The sequence below is a fragment of the Marinobacter zhanjiangensis genome (genome assembly GCF_014651935.1).
In the GTDB taxonomy this organism is placed as follows: domain Bacteria; phylum Pseudomonadota; class Gammaproteobacteria; order Pseudomonadales; family Oleiphilaceae; genus Marinobacter; species Marinobacter zhanjiangensis.
The window spans coordinates 744,864-764,357 of sequence record NZ_BMXV01000001.1 but is presented as its reverse complement, the minus strand read 5'-3'; the positions used below and the strand labels follow the sequence as shown (position 1 = coordinate 764,357).

Genomic DNA, 19,494 nt, shown 5'->3' with positions numbered 1-19,494 from the left:
GTACCATTTTGGAAGCGGCTGTTGGTGCTTGGTGGATTGGTTAGGCTCTTGAAACCATAGCACTTTCAGCCGCTTTCTTTTATCCCCAGTGAGAAATCCGGGCTAGACTGTATTCATGGTGGAGGACTAACGATGCAGACTGATATGCGACTGGCAGACTTCATCCGGGCCGAAATAGAGCCGATTCTTGAGAATTGGGAGGCCTTTGCCGAAACCCTCCTTCATGCCAGCCACATGGACAAAACCGGGCTGCGAGACCACGCCAGGGATATGCTCCTGGTGATTGCCGACGACCTCGATACGCACCAGAGTGACGCCCAGCAGCACGCCAAATCCGAAGGCCATGGCCCGGACGATGTCGAGGAATCCTGGGCTGAAGTGCACGGCGAGGAACGGCAGACCAGCGGCTTCAGCGTCATGGAGACAGTGTCCGAGTTCCGGGCCCTGCGGGCGAGCGTGGTATCACTCTGGACGAAAGCGCACCCAACCATTGCCGGTGAGCAGCTTGAAGACCTGACCCGGTTCCATGAAGCCATCGATCAGGCCGTCGCGGAATCGCTGGAACAGTATACGATGGTAAAGGAAATGGAGACCCGGCTGTTCGGCGCCATCCTGGTGGCATCGCCTGATCCGATTTATGTGCTGGATATCAACGGCCGATTCGTTTATGCCAATCAGGCGACTGCCGATCTTTTTGCGGTGGAGGTGAGCACGATCATCGGGAACTCCATGCTCGATCTCGGTTTCCCGTTTGCCCCGGACTTCCAGCGTAAACTGGAAAAGGTGATTGCGAACCAGTCCACCTACCGGGGCAAGTTAACCCACACGTTCGCGTCTGGCCAGGGTGAACGGTTCGAGTATCTGCTTGCGCCGGTGCTGGACGAGCACGGTAGCACGGAAGCGACTGTCTGCATTTTCCGGGATATTACCGAACAGGCGCTCGCTGAAGAAAAAATATGGCACCATGCCCACCATGACCTTCTGACCGGGCTGCCGAACCGACGACTTTTTCTGGATCGCCTGGAACAGGAAGTCAAACATGCCAGGCGCAGCGGCCTGCCGCTTGCGGTACTGTTCATGGACCTTGATGGCTTCAAGGAGGTCAATGATTCTTTTGGCCACGAAGCAGGGGACCGCGTGCTGTGTGACGTGGCGGAACGCCTGGGTGACTGTGTGAGGGAAGACGATACCGTTGCCCGTCTGGGCGGCGATGAATTTACCCTGATCCTCACCGGCATCAGGCAACGTAACGATGTTGAACGTGTGGCTCAGTCTATTATCGACTCACTCGCAATGCCGTTCGAGGCCGGGCCACAGGCTGTCAGGATCTCCGCCAGCATTGGCATCGCCTTCTACCCCCGGGACGAATCCTCTCCCGTCGCATTGGTCGAAGCCGCGGACAAGGCCATGTACAAAGCCAAGAAATCCGGGTCGAACCAGATGTATTTTTACAATACGACGTCGCACTGACCAAATACCTTCTACCGCACCGCACCATGCCGTATATTGGAATTTCACCCCAGTCTATCTCATTGGCCACTGACTCATGCACAAGAGGCACCGCTATGACCGCAGCAACCCCGGAACGGGAAAGTCCCTGTGCCTCCGACAGCGCACAGGAAGATAGCCCTGTCTCCCACCCGACCAGATCCGCGACCCTGGTCGGCACCAGCCGCCTGATTCTCGATGGCTTCGACGGGGTTACCAACATCGTCGAGAGCATGCATCGCAATATTTCGGGGCTGGCCCCGATTGTGGGTGAATCGCGCAAAGGTCGGACCCGGGGTATCTCCGGTATGGTCTATCGTAATATACGACGGGTGTCATCGTTTGTGGGGCTGAGCCTCGATGTCTCTCTGAAACACCTGTCGCCACTGCTATCAGACCAGCAAACCTCCCAGGGCCGTGAAGCGGCGGTATCGGTGCTCAACGGGGTGCTGGGCGACTACCTGGTAGCAACGGACAATCCGCTGGCCATACCCACCCAGCTCCGGTCCGACGGTGTGCCAGTGTCCCTGGAGCGAGAGGCACTGAAAGCGTTCTTCCCGCAGCCGTCGAACCGTGTGGTGGTGCTGGTCCACGGCCTCTGCAGGAATGACCTGCAGTGGCAAAGGAATGAGATTAATTACGGCAAGGCACTGGAGCGCGATCTCGGCTATACACCGCTATACCTGCGTTACAACAGCGGCCTCCCGGTGTCGGACAGCGGTCGCGAATTTGCCGACCTGCTGGAGCAGCTGGTCAGCCAGTGGCCGGTAACGCTCGATGAACTGGTCCTTGTCGGTCACAGCATGGGCGGGCTGGTGTCACGCAGCGCCTGCCGCTGGGCAGAGAAAGAAGGGCAACACTGGCCAGCCCACGTCAAGAAGATGGTTTTTCTCGGTACGCCCCACCACGGGTCGGCACTGGAACGGGTGGGCAACAGCTTTGAGAATTTCCTGGGCATCAGCCCCTACAGCGCCCCATTTGGCCGTATCGGCAAGATTCGTAGTGCCGGTATCAAGGATCTTCGTGAGGGTAATATTGGTGGTGAGGAACAGCCGGCTGACGGGGGCAACGTTGAACCGGTGCCCCTGCCCGCCGGCATCCGCTGCTATGCGATGGCAGCTTGCACGGGGTCGGCCCTGGCCAAGCTTCCCGCCTTCGAACACGGCGATGGTCTCGTGCGGATCACAAGCGCCCTTGGCCAGCACGAAGACGACGCTCACTCCCTGGGGATTCCGCCGTCCCGACAGGCGGTCTTCCACGGCATGAATCACTTCGACCTGCTGGGGCATCAAGAGGTCTACGACCGTCTTGTGCAGTGGCTGGGTGACGAGGAGCAGTAAGCTTCAGGGCACTATCACTATGCCAGTGAAAATACCCCGGTGACCTACAACGAATTCAATGACTATTGCCGCTCAATGCCGATAGCGGATTTTAAGCCAGGTCACACCGGCAAAGGCGCCGGCGTTGAGCACAAAGACCACCAGGGCCTGGTACCCCTGCACCGGTGCGTATTCCTGATTGGGAATCAGCGGCGCCAATAGCTGCAGGATGACCAGAAAGACGATGGCGCAGAATCCGGCAAGGAGGGAGAAACCTACCCTCGTCGGCATTCCAGGGCGTCGGCTCTGCCACCGGTACCAGACCAGATAGAACGCGGCCAGAATCGTGGCCAGAAGATTGCTGATCAACCCGTGAGCCGTGCCTGAGAACAGGTGGATCATCAGAATGACCAGCGACAGGCCGCCAAACACAAGCACGTACGCGATCACATCCTGAATCGTATTGTTTCCGGCCATGTCAGTCATGTCAGCCTCTATACCCCGATATCTTCATTCCAGAGTTCGGGGTTGTCGCGGATAAACCCTTCCAGCATGTCGATGCAGGACGGCTCGTTGAGCACTTCCAGCTCCACACCACGGCTCCGGAGGAGATCTTCCTCCCCCTGAAAGGTTCTGTTCTCGCCAATAATGACATGGGGAATGCCATACAACAGGATGGCACCTGAGCACATGGCGCAGGGCGAGAGAGTGGTGTACAGGGTCGAGCGGGCATAGACGTCCGACGGGTGACGGCCGGCGTTTTCCAGGGCGTCCATTTCGCCATGGCGGATGCAGCTACCCTGCTGTACCCGCTGGTTGCGCCCCGACCCCAGTACCTTGCCATCGCACACCAGCACGGAACCAATGGGAATACCGCCTTCCGCCAGCCCTTTCTCGGCCTCGGCCATCGCCAGCTCCATAAACCGATCCATGCTGCCTCCGTAACATAAAGGATTTATATTGAAGATAGCACAGGCCGGGTCAGAGTCAGGACCCCGAGGCCTCCACCCGGTCACGGCCAAGTTCCTTGGCCCGGTAGAGAGCCTTATCCGCCCGGTGGGCTAACTGCTTCCTGGATTCCCTGGGGCGACGTTCCACCACGCCAATACTGACAGTGATCGGTCCCAGGGGCGATTTCACGTCGGTGGCGATGGCTTTTCTGAGCCGCTCGCCCAGCTCGGTGGCTTCCGCGAGTCCGGTTTCCGGTACCAGCACGGCAAACTCCTCGCCACCCCACCGGCAGACGGTGTCACTTTCCCGGGCCAGCCCCATCAACAGGCTCGCAACCTTCTGCAATATCCTGTCGCCGACCGCGTGGCCGCACTGGTCGTTAACCGGCTTGAAATTATCAATATCCAGGAACAGCAGAGAAAGCGGGCGACCGTATCGACTGGCGGTGGCAAATGCGGTCTCCATGTGCTGATCGAAACCGCGACGATTATAGGCCCGGGTCAGATAGTCCCGTTCCGCGCTTTTACGCTCGCTGATATCCCGCACCAGAGCGTAGAACCCCGACACGTGGCCTTCGCCGTCCCGCACCGGAATGTACTCCGCCTCCACCGGTCGGGTGCCACCAAGGGCATAGGGCACCGTGGTTTCGAACCGGACCTGATCTCCGGCCAATGCGGCCGACATGTAGCCGCGAATATTGTCGAACGCCTCCTGGCCCAGCACGTCAACAACCTTCTGGCCAAGCAACCTGTCGGGTTCAAGGCCGAACCAGCGCGTGTAGGCCGCGTTGATCTCCCGGTAGCGGTAGTCGTCGTCGATAAAGGAGATAAGCAGGGGCAGGGAGTCCACCAGCAGCGTGCGTCGTTCCTGTTCACGCTTGAATTGACGGGCATCATGGAGCGAGGCAGTCAGCACCTGGCTGGCCATTTCCAGCAGTTCCAGCTGATCCTGCCGGAAGGCATGCGGCCAGCTGGAGTACACTTTCAGGGCACCAAAGCAATGCCCCTCATGCAGCAATGGCACCAGCAGGCCAGAGCGGAACCCGATCTCTTCGGCTGTCGACCGGGCCACTCGCGGATCCTGGTGCGTATCCGGACATAAAAGGGGCACTTGCTCCCGGTAGCAGATACCGGACAGGCTTGCGTCAATCGGTAACCTCAGGCCCATGACCGGGCGCGCCGTGCCGGCGACGGCGGTATAGACCATGTCGTCCCCAATGGCTTCTTCGACCACGGCCGCTTCCGCGCCCGTCGCTTCCAGGGCGACGTCCGCCACCTTCTGCCGTAATACTCGCAGGTCGAGACCGGCGGTGCTGACCAGCTTCTGCATCTGGGCAAGGACCTGCAGCTGCAAGTGATGCCGCTCGAGATCCCGCAGCCCGGTCACATCCCGTTGCACGGCGATCAGGTACTGGGCGGGCTTGCCGGCGGGCCAGGAACTGACCGACCATTCCAGCTGTCGCGGTGTGCCATCCTTGTGGTAGTTGGTGATCTCGACGGGAGCGTCACTTGCGGAAGAGGCCGGTTGCCGGAAGATATCCAGCCAGTCTGGCGGAGTATTACTGCCTTGCAGCAGCGCTGGCGTTTTGCCGATGACTTCCGGTGGGGTGTAGCCGGTCAGGCCGTAGAACGCGGCATTGGCAAACGTAATGACGGGGTCCGGATACGGCTCGGTAATCAGAACCGCATCTCTGATGGTGTCCAGGGTGGCTTCAAGCACCCCTTTATCCGGTACCTCGGGACTCACGGTTTCATCGCCATCGCAGTCAGAACAAGTGTTAACCCGTATATATCATATACATTACTGTTCAGAATAACACATGGCATCGGCGCAATTACCAGCCAATGGCAGTTTTGTACGGACTGTCCCGAAGACACCAGAGCCCCCTTTACCGGTCTCGCTTTTCAGGCTAGTGTCCCGTTTGACTAATGGGGGAACACCATGAGTTTTGCTGCAATCCACGAACGGGCCGCTATACGCAAGGGCGGGCCAGCGGGCCTGAAAGCCCTGTTGCCACAGGTGGCGACACCGGACCAACTGATCGGACAGGGTGACGACCGCTATCTGGCGGAGCTCACCCGTTGCGTGTTCCGCGCCGGCTTTGTCTGGCGGGTAATCGACAATAAGTGGCCCGGGTTCGAAGCCGCCTTTGACGGCTTCGTACCCCTTTACTGGCAGCAGGTTCCGCCGGAGGTACTCGAGGATCTGGCCGGCGACGAGCGCATCGTTCGCAACCTTCAGAAGATCCGCACAGTGCCCGAGAACGCCCGCATGATTGTTGAGGCCGCGCGGAAATATGGCAGTTTCGGCATCATGCTGGCCCAGTGGCCGTCAGACGACCAGGCTGGACTGCTGCTGTGGCTGAAGCGACATGGCGCCCGCCTGGGTGGCAATACCGCCCAGTACTTCCTGCGCATAGTGGGCTGGGACGGCTTTATCCTGTCGCAGGATGTTATTGCTGTGTTACGCCTGGAAGGCTTGCTGGATGCCTCCCCGGGTAGCAAAAAGGGGTTGTTGCAGGCCCAGGCGGCGTTCAATGACTGGCACCGGGAAACCGGCCTGCCCTACAGCCACCTGTCGAAAATCGTGTCCTGCAGTATCGAACGCTGAAACCGGCACCCTGGCTCGTGAAAACCGGATGGTTCCCGGATACCCTGAAGGAGACACTGTGTGAAATACTGGCTGTTCCTGGCATTGGCCATTGTCGCTGAAGTCATTGGAACCTCGGCCCTGAAAGGCAGTAACGGCTTTACCCGCCTCTGGCCGACCCTGATCGTGGTGACCAGCTACTCGGTGGCCTTCTACTTCCTGGCCCTGTCGCTGAAGGCTATCCCGGTGGGCATTGCCTACGCCATCTGGGCCGGGCTGGGGGTGGTACTGATCACCCTGGTGGGCTGGCTGGCTCTTGACCAGAAACTGGATGGCGCCGCCATCGCGGGTGTGAGCCTGATTGTGGCGGGCGTCGCGGTGATCAACCTGTTCTCCGGCGCAGGCGGCCACTGAACCGGACCTGACACTCAAAATGCCCGGCCAGGGCCGCTAGCGGACCGACCGGCTAATCCCCGAGGCTTCGGTATAGGCAAACAGCCAGCCCCGGTGGATGGCATCGGCCAGATCATTCACCAGAAGATTCAGGTTGGGTGGCCGGGTCCAGGGCTTCTGGTGGACCAGCTGCCAGGCGTCATAAAGGGCGTAGTTAAACGGATCCTGCCGGCTGTTACGGGCTATACGGCGAAGGGTTTCAACGGCATAGGCGCGATCATGGGGAAAAGCCTCGGCACCGGATTCAGCGCCATGCCGGGGCCAGCGGGTAAGCTCGTACACCTGGTTGAAAATATCCTGGACCAGAACCGGATCCTTCCTGATCATCCCTGTCTCCTGAGTGTGCCTGGTTCGTTATAGGGTAGGCGTGGTCGCATCCTGGGCCAACCGACGGTATTCGACCATGGGGCCGGTGGTTTTTCAAGCGAGAGGTCGTACAAACCGGACCGGTGTCGCAGTAGCCTGATCGAGCTTTCCGCCGATTCCCGACCCGTCTGGTCGCGTACCTGATCAGAGAATGGCTGGAGGAGGAGCAACCCCCTCACACACACTGAGCCTCAGTCGCTGGCCGGTGCTTCTTCGTTGAGTAACTGAGGTTTCTTCAGGGCCTTCTGGAACAGGTCCCGGTTTTCAGCAATGGCCAGGGCGCAGCGGTCTGCGGTCTCCTCGTCCAGCCCCTCCACCTTGCGGGACAGGAACTCACGGATTTCCTCGGAAAGTTCCAGCACCTTGTCACGGGCATCCGCATCGGACTTGTTCGTGAACAGCAGGGTTTCCGGGTGCTTCAGTGCCATGTCCAGCCCATCCTTATCGGAGAAGTAGACTGCTTGTACCGCCATGGTAGTGCCTCGCAGTATTGATTTATGAATGCTGTATGAATTTACAGTATTTATCGTGATACCTCAAGGCGGACGTCCGAGTGGCAGGTGCCAGAGCCTGCTTCAGCCAATAATCACCATGGGGTTACCCACCACGATGGTGCCACCATGAGCGGTCTTGTCTCCCACCCTGGCGGCGGCCTGGCCATTGATGGAAACGGACGAGGAACCCCTGGCGATGGTATCCGCGGGGCCGCGGCATGCGAGTTTGTCGCCAACCCGGGCAGCTGGCAGGGCACCCACCATGACGTTGGACGATCCGGCGATAACCGGGCCACCGACATGATCTTTCTTGCCGGTTTTATCGGGGCAGGTGTGATAGCAACTGAGTGTAGCGGCGGGCTTGCCCATCCTGGGGAACCTCTCTTTGTCGTCCGTGAATGTGGAAATGGTAACAGCAGCAGTATATACGGGGACACATGCACGGCCAATGTCCGGGTTGGCAAACCTGCCCATCGGAATGGGCAGCGGTCTCAGTCCCGGGTATCGTCCGGAGCCGCGGCCTGTCGTTCCACAGCCGGCAGGATGTGCCGCTCCATCAGGTCGTCCAACCGCTGTGTGAATGATGGCGACGACGGTGGTGACGGATCGGACGTCATCACCACCGTCACCGAAAGCGATGGCACTACGTAGAGCATCTGCCCGCCATAGCCCCGTCCGTAATAGGCATCGTGCCCGTTGAGCTGAGTCACGAACCAGCCATAGCCGTAGTGGTCATCCGTGTAACGGGATACGCCACGGGGCTGCCATGAAGTATCAACCCAATCCTGCGGAAGTACCTGCTCTCCGTCATGGCGGCCGTCATTGCGATACAGCTCGCCAATAGCCAGCAGTGCCAGCGGCGACAGGCGCATGTCGTTGCCACCGAAGTAAATGCCCTGGGGATCCCTGGGCCATCGCGGTATGGTGATATTCAGGGGCTCACCAAGCCAGGAGCGGGCGAGTGCCAGGGTACTCCGGCCTGTGGTTTCGGTCAGTGCCGCCGACAGGATGTGATAGTTACCGGTGGAGTAGAGCATCTCGCCGCCAGGCTCGGCCACGAAGGGGCGGGTCAGGGCATGATTGACCCAGTGGTTGCTATTGACCCAGATACCATAATATTCCCCGGACGTCCGTTGCAGGCCGGCCTGCATGGAGAGCAGGTTGCCCACAGTGATTTCCCTCACGCCATCGTCCGCATTAGGCGGTATGGAGACCACCTCTGCGATGGATTGCTCCGTACCCTCGAACACGCCCCTCTCGATAGCAACGCCCACCAGCGCCGCCATAATAGTCTTGGACAGGGACTTGATGTTGGCTGGCTGGTCCAGATCCGGCCCTCGCAGTACCTCCGCCAGCACCGGCTCGCCGCCCACTGCCACCAGCACACTATGCAACCGGTCCAGGCTCCGGGCCTGCCCGGCAAAGCCCTCGATGTCCAGCCGGTTCTCGGGTGCAACCACGGCCCGGGCAAGCGGAGACAGCAGGGGCGCCAGCACAAGAAGCAGTATTATCGGGAGTCGTCGGCCTGGGGTCATGGGCTATTATCCTGTCTGTCGAACTGTTCGGGTTACGACCGCGTCCGGTTTATGGATGTTCCCGGTGCTGAACGCCCTGCCCTTTGACACTCAGGATGTTGCCAGCAGGAGATCCTCCACCCGCCGCGCCAGTTCGAACACATGCTCATCCTCGGCACCCAGGTCCTTCAGTGCCTTGGCCAGGTGCACCAGATAATCCGCATTGGCCCCACTGGGCCCATGAGAGCGGGCGATATGTTCCGCCATCTTGTCCAGCGGTGCGGAGCCGAGAAAGGCCGCGTTGTCGGGGCCAGCCACGTAGACCAGCCCTTCCGCATGGCCCTTGTCGGCAAATGTCATGGGGGTGAAAAAGCGCAGGTAGCCATTCTTTTCCCGGTGGTCCAGATGCTCGAAGGTGTCCGGTGATACCCGGTAGGCCATGCCGACGCAGGTTTGCCCCGGGGCTTCAGTCAGGGTGGCCACGCGGCCGGGGGCTTCCGGGGTGCCCCGGTGGTCGTGGGAGCCCTGCCAGAAACGCCGGGCCCAGCCATCAATGCTCGCCACCCGGCGTTCCCGGTAGGGAAAGTCCACCTTGTAGATCAGCGAGCCATAACCAAACAGCCAGACATCATCAAGGTGGTCCAGGCGGTGGTTCTGGCGGTTCAGTTCGGTGGTGTCCTGGGCCATGGGGGTCGCGTTTTCTCCCGGTATTCGTGGGTATTCTGCCATTCTCCGTGGCGGGACCTGTTTCGTCCAGCAGGTCCATGTCCGAAAATGACCAGACAAGATTGCCTGCCGGCGTTAAGCTCTTTCCATGACTCAGTCCAGGCCCCTTGCCATGAAGCTCTCGGACGACCAGTGCTATCAGATCGTCCACGCCCGGGATGCCCGCTACGATGGGCAGCTGTACGTGGGTGTGCGCAGCACCGGCATATACTGCCGCCCGGTGTGCCCGGCGATCCGGCCCCGGCCCGGCAACTGCCGGTTCTTTGCCAGTGCCGCGTTGGCGGAGCATTGCGGATTCCGGCCCTGTCTTCGCTGCCGGCCCGAGCTGGCCCCCGGGCTGGCCCCCATGGACGGCACCCGGCGGCTGGCACGGGCCCTGGTGGACCGTATTCACGGCGGCGCCCTGGAAGAGGCCGGGCTGGACGCCCTTGCGAACGAGTTCCACCTCAGCAGCCGGCAGGTGCGGCGGGTGATCATGGCGGAGTTCGGGGTATCGCCCCTGGCCATCGCCCGCACCCGCCGGCTGCTGCTAGCCAAGCAATTGCTGACAGACAGCGACCTGCGGCTGGTGGACGTGGCCTTTGCCAGCGGATTTGCCAGTGTCCGCCAGTTCAACCGGGTGTTCCGCAAGACCTATGGGCTGACGCCCTCCAACCTGCGCCGGTCGCGGGCGTTTCCGGCGGAGGAAGGTATCCCGCTGCGGCTGGGCTTTCGGCCACCGCTGGCCTGGGAAGCGTTGACGATGTTTCTTGTCAGCCGGTCGGATGGTCACACTCAGGGGCTGGTGGACGGCCACTACGTCCGCACCCTGCGTGTTGGCGGGGCAACCGGCTGGCTGGCGGCACGGCCAGTGGCGGATAACGTGCTGCAGGTGCGGCTCTCCTCGTCCCTGCTCCACTGCCTGCCGGCGCTACAGCAACCGCTGCGGCAGCTGTTCGATCTGGATGCGGATCCCCGGGGCATTGTCCGCTGCCTGGAAGGGGATGAACAGCTCGCGCCCCTGGTGCGGCAAACACCCGGGCTGCGACTGCCCGGCACCCTGGACGGTTTTGAGCTGGCACTGAGGGCGATCCTGGGCCAGCAGATTTCCGTGAAGGCAGCTACCACCGTGTTCCGGCGTATCGTGGAACGCTTCGGGGAGCCCATGGACACCCCCTTTCCGGGCCTGGATCGATTGTCGCCCACGGCGGAGCGTATCGCCGGCCTGTCGCAGCAGGATCTGCTGGACTGTGGACTCACACGCCGGCGGGCTGACACCGTGCTTGCCCTGGCACGGGCAGCGGCTGATGACTCACTGCGCCTGACCGCTTCCGCGGATCGGGAGAAGACCCGGCAACAGTTGCTGGCGTTGCCGGGCATCGGCCCCTGGACTACTGAGTACATTGCCATGCGAGCCCTGGGCGACCCTGATGCGTTTCCGGGGTCAGACCTGGGGCTGCTCAGGGGCACCGGCGTTGACAAACCGGCGGAGCTGGAAAAGCGCTCACAACAATGGCGGCCCTGGCGCGCCTATGTCGCATGCCACGTTTGGCACGGCCTGGGCCAGGGCGGATAGTCGGATCAAACAGGATGGAGGACCACACCATGCACCCACAGACAGGCACGGTCTACTACACCGAGCTGGACTCACCCATCGGTACCCTGCTGATCACCGGCGATGGTGTCGCCATTACCGGATTGCACATGGAACAGCAGGCCACTCGGCCCACCATCGGTGATGACTGGCTTCGTGACGATCAGTGCTTTCGGGAGGCCCTGGAACAGTTGACCGCCTATTTCCGAGGAGAACGACAGCAGTTCGACCTGCCCCTGGCGGGGGCCGGAACCCGGTTCCAGAAAACGGTCTGGGCAGCCCTGCAGGAGATTCCTTACGGCCAGACGCAGACCTATGGCCAACTGGCCAGGCGGATTGGCAACCAGAACGCTTCCCGGGCCGTGGGGCTGGCCAATGGCCGCAATCCTATCGGTATTATTGTGCCCTGCCACCGGGTGATCGGCGCCAACGGCTCGCTGACCGGTTACGCCGGTGGCGTTGAGCGGAAGCAGTGGCTGCTGGCCCATGAGCAGGCGCACATGGACCGGTGACGGTCTGCCCCGCTCTGCTCAGTCCCAGTCGGGGGCGAAGTCCGGGTTGGCGATACGCTCGTTCCGGTCCAGAGCGTTGATGGCGCGGACCTCGTCGTCCGTCAGCTCGATCTTCAGGGCGTCCAGGTTCTGTGTCTGGTGTCTGGGCCGCGTAGACGATGGAATCGGCACCACTCCGCGGGCTACGCACCAGGCAATGGCAATCTGGGCCGGCGTGGCGTTGTGGGCCCTGCCGATCTGCTGCAGGGTGTCATCCTCCATCACTTTGCCGACGGCCAGTGGCATGTAACCGGTGACCGGAATGCCCAGACGTTGGGCATGGTCCACCACCTTGAGGTTGGTGAGGAACGGATGCACTTCCACCTGGTTGGTGAATATGGGGGTATCCCCCAGGATGTCGCGGGCCTGGTCCATCTGGGCACAGGTGAAGTTGGATATGCCGATGTGGTCGGTCAGCCCTTCCCGTTGGGCGTCCCGCAACGCGGTCAGGTACTCTTCCATGGGCACTTCATCGCCCGGTGAGGGCCAGTGGATCAGTGCCAGGTCCACGTGATCCGTCTTCAGCTTCTGCAGGCTGGCCTGCAGGCTGTTGATCAGTTCACTGCGACCGAGGCGGTCAAACCAGATCTTGGTGGTAATAAAAATATCGCGACGGGGAATGCCGCTGGTGGTAATGCCATCGCCAACGGCGGCCTCGTTACCATACATCTGCGCCGTATCGATATGACGATAGCCCAGGGACAGGGCGCTGCGAACCGCCTCCCGGGCATCATCGCCCTTCAGACGAAATGTGCCCATGCCAATGGGGGGTAATGCGTCGAACGCCATGGTGTCCTCCTGTCGCTGAAACCGGTTGATTCTGCAGAATCGCTGGACTAGTGTCTCGTTTGGTGAATTCGCTGACCCTCAAACCTACGATGGGGCACACCGATCAGTTCTGCAAGGCCAGCCTGTCAGGACACATCCGGCTTACGGACGACCCGACACCCGAGACATCAGACGATAATGAAGACAGACATGAAGCAGGGAATGATCCGTATCGGCACACTCTGTGTGATCTCCCTGGCATTGCAGGGTTGTGCAAGCAACGGGGACGACGCCGAGGCTGAGGCCGACGACGACTTTGCCAGTTGCGACACGGTTTTCCACTGCCCTGCCGGCGCGGAAGACGTCCGCATCTGCCGGGATCAGGCGCAGCTGACTGTGCACTGGCAGGCGCCGGGCATCGACGCCTACCAGCTGACAGGGGCACTGGGCGACACCTTCACGGCGGGGTACAGCCAGCGCTTCCAGGTGATCGAAAACACTCTGAGCTGGCAGCACAGGGGCATCCACTACACCGCCTTCCACTACCTGGACGAAAGCCGCCCGGAAACCCTGGAGGAAATCGGCATCACCCTCGAAAGCCGGGGCCGGAGCCGCACCATCTCCTGCAACGACAATGCGGTCAGCAGGCTTGTCCGGTTACACCGGGCCTCCGGTCTGGAAGAAACAGGGCCCCCCGCCGGGGAAGAGTAGACCTCTGCGGCCAGGATGCCTTCGGCGGCGTCATGGGCAGAGCAAATCCGGCCCCGGACAGCAGTCAGTAGAACAGCAGCAACACCCCGCCAATGTACAGCACCAGCACCGCCATGCTCTCGGCCCCAATGTGCCCGATGCCATGGCGTTCACGGCGGATCAGGCCCATGATCAGTATGCCGGACATCAGCAGCGTTAACGCCACCCAGAACTCGGCATCTTCACTCATGGCGTGGTAAATGGAGCCTTTGCGGTAGGCGATGTCCGAGGCGGCGGTAAACAGCGTATCGAAAGCGTTGCCACCAATAATGCCACCCACTGCCAGGGTTAGAGCACCGCGCCGGACCGCCGCTACGGAAGTCACCAGCTCCGGGATCGACGTGCTGATCGCTGTCAGCAGAACACCAATGACCGTCTGACCCAGTCCGCTTTCCTGTGCGATGACAGTGGCCGAAGGCTCCAGCGCCCAGCCGGCAAACCCGAGAATGGCCATCATGATGAGGAATTCTCCCCATAGACGGACCATGGAAGGCATGGTGGCGGTGTCGTCGTCGGGGACATCCTCCCGGGTTTCCCGGGTCTGGAAGGGCCGCCACATGGGCGACTCAGAGCTCTTGTGCACCAGGTTTATGCCGTACAGGTAGAACCCGAACAGCAATGGCGTCACGGGGTGGATGCCCCATATCGTGATGTCCGGGGTCAACGGCGCCAGCATGATCATGGCCAGCAGACAGATCAGCAGGCCATTCTGCATCAGGTTGGGAACCGATGCAGCCGCGTGCTCAAGGTTGGCCCGACGGTAAAACATATCGGCCACCGCCAGGAAGAACGTCTGTACCGCGATGCCGCCGAGCGCATTACTGACCGACAGTTCCGGGTGATTATTCCAGGCCGCCGTCACCGACAGCACCGAGCCACCGACGGAGGTGGCCGCCCCCAGCAGAACGGCCCCGGCAGCGGCCTCACCAATACCGGTCCGGTCCGCCAGCTGGTCCACCACACCGGTGATGCGGGTACCAACGATGGCGATGACAGCGGCACACACGCCGAAAACGATCAGCGCGTGGGTCAGGCTCCAGACTGCGGGATCCAGCGGTATCAAAATCGTTTCCTACTGCCCACGTTGACGACGATGGGTTACCTGTTCGCCGCCAATGCCCCAGTTGTCGGTATTCACTTCGTCGATAACCACCACGGTGGTGGCCGGGTTCTTGCCGAGCACGTCCTGTAACAGCTGCGTTGCCCCCTCGATCAGCGCTTTCTTGTCTTCCGCTGACACATTCTCGTCGGTGATCTTGATGTTAACGTATGGCACGGATCCGCTCCCTCGTCTTGGTGGTAAGGCCTCATATCGTGCCCCCTTGCCCGGTTATAGGCAACCGATCATCAGCGACGACAAAGGGGCATCAGAGAAACCAGCCCCAGCACGGGACCGATGACCAGTAACCAGGTGACGCCGGTTCCCAGTTCACTCCATAAGCCGGCGGTCAGTTGTATGGAAAACACCGTCAGCAGGAAGCCAATGCTGTTCATGATGGCCAGGGAGCTGCCCACGGACTCACCGGGGGCGGCTTCCGCCGCCAGCGCAGAGAACTGGGGCGAGTCGGCAATAACCGCCATGCCCCAGATGAAAAGCAGCGACAGCGACAGCCAGGTTGGCAATGCCGCCAGCCAGGGCCAGACCAGGCACATCAGGCCCGACACCGACAGGGCGATGAAGGCCACCCGGGCACTGCCTATACGGCGACTGAGCATGCCCCCGAGCACACAGCCCAGGGTGCCGGCAGCGATAAAGGCGAAACTGGCGGCGGGCACCAACGGTGAGTCCACCGCCACCTGCCCCAGGCTGTGAGCCACCAGCAGGGGCGCCAGCGCCCACACCGCATAGAGCTCCCACATGTGACCAAAATAGCCCAGCGCTGCAGCCCGGAACCGGGGCTGGCGAAACGCTCTCAACACACCGCCCCAATCAAAGCGGCCGGTGGCCGGCAGGCCAGGGCCATCGCCCAGGATCGCTATCATCACGCCCGCCAGCACCGCCAGTACCGAGGATGCCAACACTACTGGCTGCCAGCCCCAGCCCAGGCTCAGCGACCGCATCAGGTGCGGAAAGGCGGTTCCCAGCGTCAGCATGCCCACCAGCCAGCCCAGGGCCAGGCCCTTTCGCTCCGGTGCCCAGCTGGCAACCAGTTTCATGCCCACCGGGTAGATGCCGGCCAGACTGAGTCCGGTCACGAAACGCCACACCATTCCGGCATCCGGCCCATCGGACAACACGAACAGACCATTGGCCATGGCACCGGCCAGGGCACTGGCCAGGAAAATACGACTGGCCCGCCAGCGGTCCGCTAGCCCCGACAAAGCGAAAAGCAGGGTGCCCAGGATAAACCCCAGCTGCACGGCACTGGTCAGTGCACCGATTTCCCCGGTGGTTGCCGACCAGGCCGCCATCAGGCCGGGCATAACCGCATTGGGGGTAAACCAGAGGGAGGTTGCCATGAACTGGGCCAGTACAATGGCGATCAGGGCCCGGTTCTGAAGCCTCACAGGGCCTTTCATTCCGGCAGACTGGCAATCATGAACGGTATATTGATCATGCCAACACTATTGGTAGGCCGGCAAAATTTGTCAATTCCGGCGCCGATGCGGAACCATCGCCATCCGGAGGTTTCGCCACTGAAGGCTGCCGTTGCCAGTAGCCGAATGACACTGCTGACCGTAGACTCTGACAAAACCAACTCCCGAAAACCCGTCACAAGGCAGAGAGGCCATCGATGACCGGAAAACACAGTGTCGACAACATACGCCTGGAACACGTCGCCATAGATGGCCTCAACACACGCGTAGCCACGCTGGGCACTGGTCCGGCCATATTGCTCATTCACGGCTGGCCGGAGTGCTGGTATTCCTGGCGCTCGCAGATGGTGGCGCTGGCGGATGCCGGCTACCAGGCCATAGCTCCCGACATGCCAGGGTTTGGCGAAACGGATCCGTTGCCCGCCATGGAAGACTATAATGCGCTACGCATCAGCGAGTTCCTGCTGGCCCTGAGCAATCGCTTTGGCGGCACACCCGCCACGATCATTGCGCACGACTGGGGCGCCATCAACACCTGGAATTTTGCCCTGCAATACCCCGATGCCGTGCAGCGGCTGGTGATCCTCAGCGTGCCGCTCCGCCCCCGCACAACCATTGCTCCCACCAAGGCGCTCAGGCAACAATTCGGCGAACGCTTCTTCTATCAGCTCTACTTCCAGGCGCCAGGCAAGGCGGAGGCGGCCTTCGACAATGACCCGCGCGCGATTCTGGAGCGCCTCTATTGCTCACCGGAAACACCCCGTGAGAAGCCCAAGCTCGGTAAGACTCTGGAAGGGGGCGGCGGTTGGCTGGAGCGGCTGGGCAGACCCTTGCAAGCGCCCGACTGGCTGACTGACGCCGACCTGGATTATGTCGAGCAGACCTTTCGCCGCAGTGGCTTTGCCGGCGGCCTGAATTACTATCGCAATATCGACCGCAACTGGGAGCTGATGGCGCCCTACGCAGACCACATGGTCCGGTGCCCCACCCTGTTCCTTGCGGGCACACGGGATAACGCCCTGGCGAGGGCAGACCGTGAAGAGCTGGAACGGATGATGGCGCCACGGGTTCCGGACCTGAGGATGGAACTGCTGGATGACTACGGCCACTGGATTCAGCAGGAAGCGCCGGAGGCCGTCAACGAAGCCATTCTCAACTTTCTCGCAGACACCACACCCCGGGCCGATGATGGGATCTTCTAGAGCACATTGACCAGAATCAGCGTGGCAATGGCCGCAGTGAACATCAGCCCCAGCAAGGCCAGAAGCCCGTCCAGCGAAATCATGGCAAGACCGAACACCGCCAGCGCGAAGCCGGCAGCGGTGGCGGAAAAGGGGATGATTTCCATCAGCGGCATGGCACAGGCAATCACCATACAGACACTACCCAGCAAATAGCTGCCCGGGCCCCGCACCACCGGCGTCAGCCGGGCATGCAGCCGGGCGTCGATAAAATGGGCGGCCGGCTCCAGAAAGCGGATGCCTTTGAGCAGTTTATCGCTGGGCAGAGGGCGCTCCAGAATCCAGGCAGGCAGCCAGAAGCCTTCATTGAGAATCAGGATCTGCGCGGAAATGAACAGGATCAACAGGCCGCTCAGGGTAGGCACACCGGGTATGCCACTGATTGGCGACAGCAGCAGAATTCCGATCGTCATCAGCACCGGGCCGAATGAACGGCTGCCGACAGTATCGATGATATCGCCAAAAGTGACCCGGCGATGCCCGAGAGCTGACTGGCTGATGCGGTCCAGAACCTGTTGCAGGTTGGCGGGGTCACTCATTGGTCTGGCACTTGAGAAGTCCGAACATGCATGAAAGGTTACGATACCGGCAAGGGTCGGGCAATGCACCTTGAAACACGGGTCGCCTGCCCGGGATTCTGGCGGAGCATGATTGCACGCTGGCGTTCGTTGGGGCCATGGCAGATTTGTCGACCTTTCCCTGCAAAACCGTAATCTTGCTTGCCCCTCACTCCCACTGTTGTGTGCTAATCCTGATCAGAGGTACATGAACATCATCAGGAGACTCCCATGTTCATCAACAAGATCAAATCGGAAGGACTTTCCCATCTCTCGTATCTGGTAGGGAATGACGGCCACGCCTTTGTGGTGGACCCTCGCAGGGACTGCGAGATCTACGTGGAAGAGGCCGTCAAAGCCGGTTGCCGTATAACCCATATATTCGAGACCCACCGTAATGAGGATCTGATCTCCGGCGCTCCCGTGCTGGCGAAGCTGACCGGGGCGCGGGTGCTCCACGGTCCCAACGCGGCCGGTAATGTGGCCTATGCAGACACCACTCACGAAGGGGACACCTTCGAGTTCGGCAACCTCAGGGTGGAGGTGCTGGAAACGCCCGGCCATACTGACGACAGCCTTTCCTTCGCCGTGTTCGATACCGATTTCGGTGATGATGCCGTCGGCGTATTCACCGGTGATGCAATGTTCATCGGCGATGTGGGTCGGACCGATTTCTATCCGGACCGGGCCGAGGAAGTGGCTGGCCTGCTCTACGACAGCCTTCGCAAAATCCTGGCCCTGGGTGACCAGGCACTGCTCTACCCCGCTCACGGTGCCGGTTCCGTATGTGGTGACAGTATGGCTGACCGGGAATTCTCGTCGCTTGGGTATGAGCGCAAGTACAACGACAAGCTCCGAATCAGTTCAAGAGAGCAGTTTATCAAGGCGAAAATCGCCGAGCATCATTACCAGCCACCCTACTTCCGGCTGATGGAGAAGCTGAACCTGACGGGCGCAGACCCTGCGCCCCGGATCACCACCCCGGTCCCGCTTTCTCCTGACGAATTCCGCAGCCTTCCGGAAAAGACAGTGATTGTGGATACCCGTACCGTCAGTGCTTTTCTCGGTTCCCACCTGCCCGGCAGCCTGGCAATCCCGGCCCCCATGATCCCCGCCTTCGCCGGTTGGTATATCGAACCCGGGCAACCGGTGGTGTTGGTGGCCGCTGATCCCGCCCAGGCCCGGGTTGCTTCACAACACCTGATCCGGATTGGCGTGGACAACCTGGAGGGGTTTCTTACCACCGACATGCCCGAATGGTCTGCCGGAGGGCTGCCCTTCCATTCACTTCCGGTCATGCACGTGGACGACATCCGGGAACGCTTCCGGAATCCTCCGGACGACTGGCAGATTCTGGATGTGCGGAGCATAAAGGAATACCGGCAAGAGTCCATTGAAGGCTCTGTTCATGCCTATGTGGGCGAGCTTCCTCAAACGCTGGATCAGCTCGACCGGAATCGGCATTACACGGTGATGTGCGCCAGTGGTGCCCGGGCAACCATTGCTGCCTCGGTACTGGAGAGGGCCGGATTCAGCCGGGTGGACGTCTTCCTTGGTTCCTTCGGGGCCTGGAAGGCCACTGACTGAGCCGTCCATCGGTGCGCTGCGGGCATAAG

Annotated in this window: 22 protein-coding genes; 9 read left to right on the top strand and 13 right to left on the bottom strand. The window is 61.1% G+C overall.

Annotation, left to right across the window (positions count from 1 at the left end; all coding sequences use genetic code 11):
* Positions 1–132: 132 nt before the first annotated feature.
* Together IE079_RS03525 and IE079_RS03520 are read left to right on the top strand one after the other, a co-directional pair.
* Complete coding sequence (locus tag IE079_RS03525; RefSeq protein WP_227712280.1) at positions 133–1,470, top strand: diguanylate cyclase domain-containing protein; 1,338 nt, start codon at positions 133–135, stop codon at positions 1,468–1,470.
* Between the two features lie 95 nt (positions 1,471–1,565).
* A complete protein-coding gene (locus tag IE079_RS03520; protein ID WP_189572826.1) occupies positions 1,566–2,828 on the top strand; it encodes an esterase/lipase family protein in 1,263 nt (420 codons plus the stop codon).
* 72 nt (positions 2,829–2,900) lie between these two features.
* On the opposite strand, the gene IE079_RS03515 is transcribed toward IE079_RS03520, so the two are convergent.
* The 3 genes from IE079_RS03515 to IE079_RS03505 are packed head-to-tail and all read right to left on the bottom strand — an operon-like array spanning position 2,901 to position 5,504.
* Positions 2,901–3,293: a hypothetical protein gene (locus IE079_RS03515; RefSeq protein ID WP_189572822.1), complete on the bottom strand. Its 393-nt coding sequence runs from the start codon at positions 3,291–3,293 to the stop codon at positions 2,901–2,903.
* An 8-nt stretch (positions 3,294–3,301) separates the two neighbouring features.
* Positions 3,302–3,739 (bottom strand): nucleoside deaminase, encoded by a 438-nt coding sequence (locus tag IE079_RS03510; RefSeq protein ID WP_189572819.1) that lies wholly within the window; start codon positions 3,737–3,739, stop codon positions 3,302–3,304.
* A gap of 55 nt (positions 3,740–3,794) precedes the next feature.
* On the bottom strand, positions 3,795–5,504 hold the full coding sequence (locus IE079_RS03505) for a diguanylate cyclase (protein WP_189572816.1): 1,710 nt from the start codon (positions 5,502–5,504) through the stop codon (positions 3,795–3,797).
* A gap of 195 nt (positions 5,505–5,699) precedes the next feature.
* Between IE079_RS03505 and IE079_RS03500 the strand changes: the two genes are divergently transcribed.
* Together IE079_RS03500 and IE079_RS03495 are read left to right on the top strand one after the other, a co-directional pair.
* On the top strand, positions 5,700–6,368 hold the full coding sequence (locus tag IE079_RS03500) for a DNA-3-methyladenine glycosylase I (RefSeq protein WP_189572813.1): 669 nt from the start codon (positions 5,700–5,702) through the stop codon (positions 6,366–6,368).
* A gap of 60 nt (positions 6,369–6,428) precedes the next feature.
* A complete protein-coding gene (locus IE079_RS03495; protein ID WP_189572810.1) occupies positions 6,429–6,761 on the top strand; it encodes a DMT family transporter in 333 nt (110 codons plus the stop codon).
* A 36-nt stretch (positions 6,762–6,797) separates the two neighbouring features.
* On the opposite strand, the gene IE079_RS03490 is transcribed toward IE079_RS03495, so the two are convergent.
* The 5 genes from IE079_RS03490 to IE079_RS03470 all read right to left on the bottom strand — a co-directional run bounded on the left by IE079_RS03490 (position 6,798) and on the right by IE079_RS03470 (position 9,861).
* Positions 6,798–7,127 (bottom strand): hypothetical protein, encoded by a 330-nt coding sequence (locus tag IE079_RS03490; protein ID WP_189572808.1) that lies wholly within the window; start codon positions 7,125–7,127, stop codon positions 6,798–6,800.
* Between the two features lie 230 nt (positions 7,128–7,357).
* Positions 7,358–7,639, bottom strand: coding sequence for a YebG family protein (locus tag IE079_RS03485; protein ID WP_189572806.1), 282 nt, complete (start codon positions 7,637–7,639; stop codon positions 7,358–7,360).
* Positions 7,640–7,741: 102 nt separating this feature from the next.
* Positions 7,742–8,029, bottom strand: coding sequence for a PAAR domain-containing protein (locus IE079_RS03480; protein ID WP_189572803.1), 288 nt, complete (start codon positions 8,027–8,029; stop codon positions 7,742–7,744).
* A 122-nt stretch (positions 8,030–8,151) separates the two neighbouring features.
* Positions 8,152–9,195: a serine hydrolase domain-containing protein gene (locus tag IE079_RS03475; protein WP_189572800.1), complete on the bottom strand. Its 1,044-nt coding sequence runs from the start codon at positions 9,193–9,195 to the stop codon at positions 8,152–8,154.
* Positions 9,196–9,285: 90 nt separating this feature from the next.
* The gene (locus IE079_RS03470; RefSeq protein WP_189572797.1) at positions 9,286–9,861 is read right to left on the bottom strand and encodes a gamma-glutamylcyclotransferase; all 576 of its coding nucleotides are present in this window, start codon (positions 9,859–9,861) and stop codon (positions 9,286–9,288) included.
* 127 nt (positions 9,862–9,988) lie between these two features.
* On the opposite strand from IE079_RS03470, the gene IE079_RS03465 reads away from it, so the two are divergent.
* Both IE079_RS03465 and IE079_RS03460 read left to right on the top strand, forming a co-directional pair.
* The gene (locus IE079_RS03465) at positions 9,989–11,455 is read left to right on the top strand and encodes an AlkA N-terminal domain-containing protein (protein WP_227712279.1); all 1,467 of its coding nucleotides are present in this window, start codon (positions 9,989–9,991) and stop codon (positions 11,453–11,455) included.
* A gap of 29 nt (positions 11,456–11,484) precedes the next feature.
* Positions 11,485–11,985 (top strand): methylated-DNA--[protein]-cysteine S-methyltransferase, encoded by a 501-nt coding sequence (locus tag IE079_RS03460; protein WP_189572794.1) that lies wholly within the window; start codon positions 11,485–11,487, stop codon positions 11,983–11,985.
* Positions 11,986–12,003: 18 nt separating this feature from the next.
* Here IE079_RS03460 and dkgB read toward each other — a convergent pair whose 3' ends face one another.
* Positions 12,004–12,813, bottom strand: a complete 810-nt coding sequence (gene dkgB, locus IE079_RS03455) for a 2,5-didehydrogluconate reductase DkgB (protein ID WP_189572791.1) — start codon at positions 12,811–12,813, stop codon at positions 12,004–12,006.
* A gap of 189 nt (positions 12,814–13,002) precedes the next feature.
* Between dkgB and IE079_RS03450 the strand changes: the two genes are divergently transcribed.
* The gene (locus IE079_RS03450) at positions 13,003–13,503 is read left to right on the top strand and encodes a hypothetical protein (protein ID WP_189572788.1); all 501 of its coding nucleotides are present in this window, start codon (positions 13,003–13,005) and stop codon (positions 13,501–13,503) included.
* Positions 13,504–13,567: 64 nt separating this feature from the next.
* Here the strand turns inward: IE079_RS03450 and IE079_RS03445 are convergent, their stop codons facing one another.
* The 3 genes from IE079_RS03445 to IE079_RS03435 all read right to left on the bottom strand — a co-directional run bounded on the left by IE079_RS03445 (position 13,568) and on the right by IE079_RS03435 (position 16,050).
* Complete coding sequence (locus IE079_RS03445) at positions 13,568–14,605, bottom strand: sodium:calcium antiporter (RefSeq protein ID WP_189572785.1); 1,038 nt, start codon at positions 14,603–14,605, stop codon at positions 13,568–13,570.
* Between the two features lie 9 nt (positions 14,606–14,614).
* The gene (locus IE079_RS03440; protein ID WP_189572782.1) at positions 14,615–14,818 is read right to left on the bottom strand and encodes a 2-hydroxymuconate tautomerase family protein; all 204 of its coding nucleotides are present in this window, start codon (positions 14,816–14,818) and stop codon (positions 14,615–14,617) included.
* A gap of 71 nt (positions 14,819–14,889) precedes the next feature.
* Positions 14,890–16,050: an MFS transporter gene (locus IE079_RS03435; RefSeq protein WP_227712278.1), complete on the bottom strand. Its 1,161-nt coding sequence runs from the start codon at positions 16,048–16,050 to the stop codon at positions 14,890–14,892.
* 227 nt (positions 16,051–16,277) lie between these two features.
* Here IE079_RS03435 and IE079_RS03430 point away from each other — a divergent pair, with 227 nt between their 5' ends.
* A complete protein-coding gene (locus IE079_RS03430; RefSeq protein ID WP_189572777.1) occupies positions 16,278–17,282 on the top strand; it encodes an alpha/beta fold hydrolase in 1,005 nt (334 codons plus the stop codon).
* Here the strand turns inward: IE079_RS03430 and IE079_RS03425 are convergent.
* Positions 17,279–17,860 (bottom strand): exopolysaccharide biosynthesis protein, encoded by a 582-nt coding sequence (locus IE079_RS03425; RefSeq protein ID WP_189572774.1) that lies wholly within the window; start codon positions 17,858–17,860, stop codon positions 17,279–17,281. The two genes, IE079_RS03430 and IE079_RS03425, sit on opposite strands and share 4 nt — an antisense overlap.
* 249 nt (positions 17,861–18,109) lie before the next feature.
* Between IE079_RS03425 and IE079_RS03420 the strand changes: the two genes are divergently transcribed.
* A complete protein-coding gene (locus IE079_RS03420; protein WP_189572771.1) occupies positions 18,110–19,465 on the top strand; it encodes an MBL fold metallo-hydrolase in 1,356 nt (451 codons plus the stop codon).
* Positions 19,466–19,494: the final 29 nt, after the last annotated feature.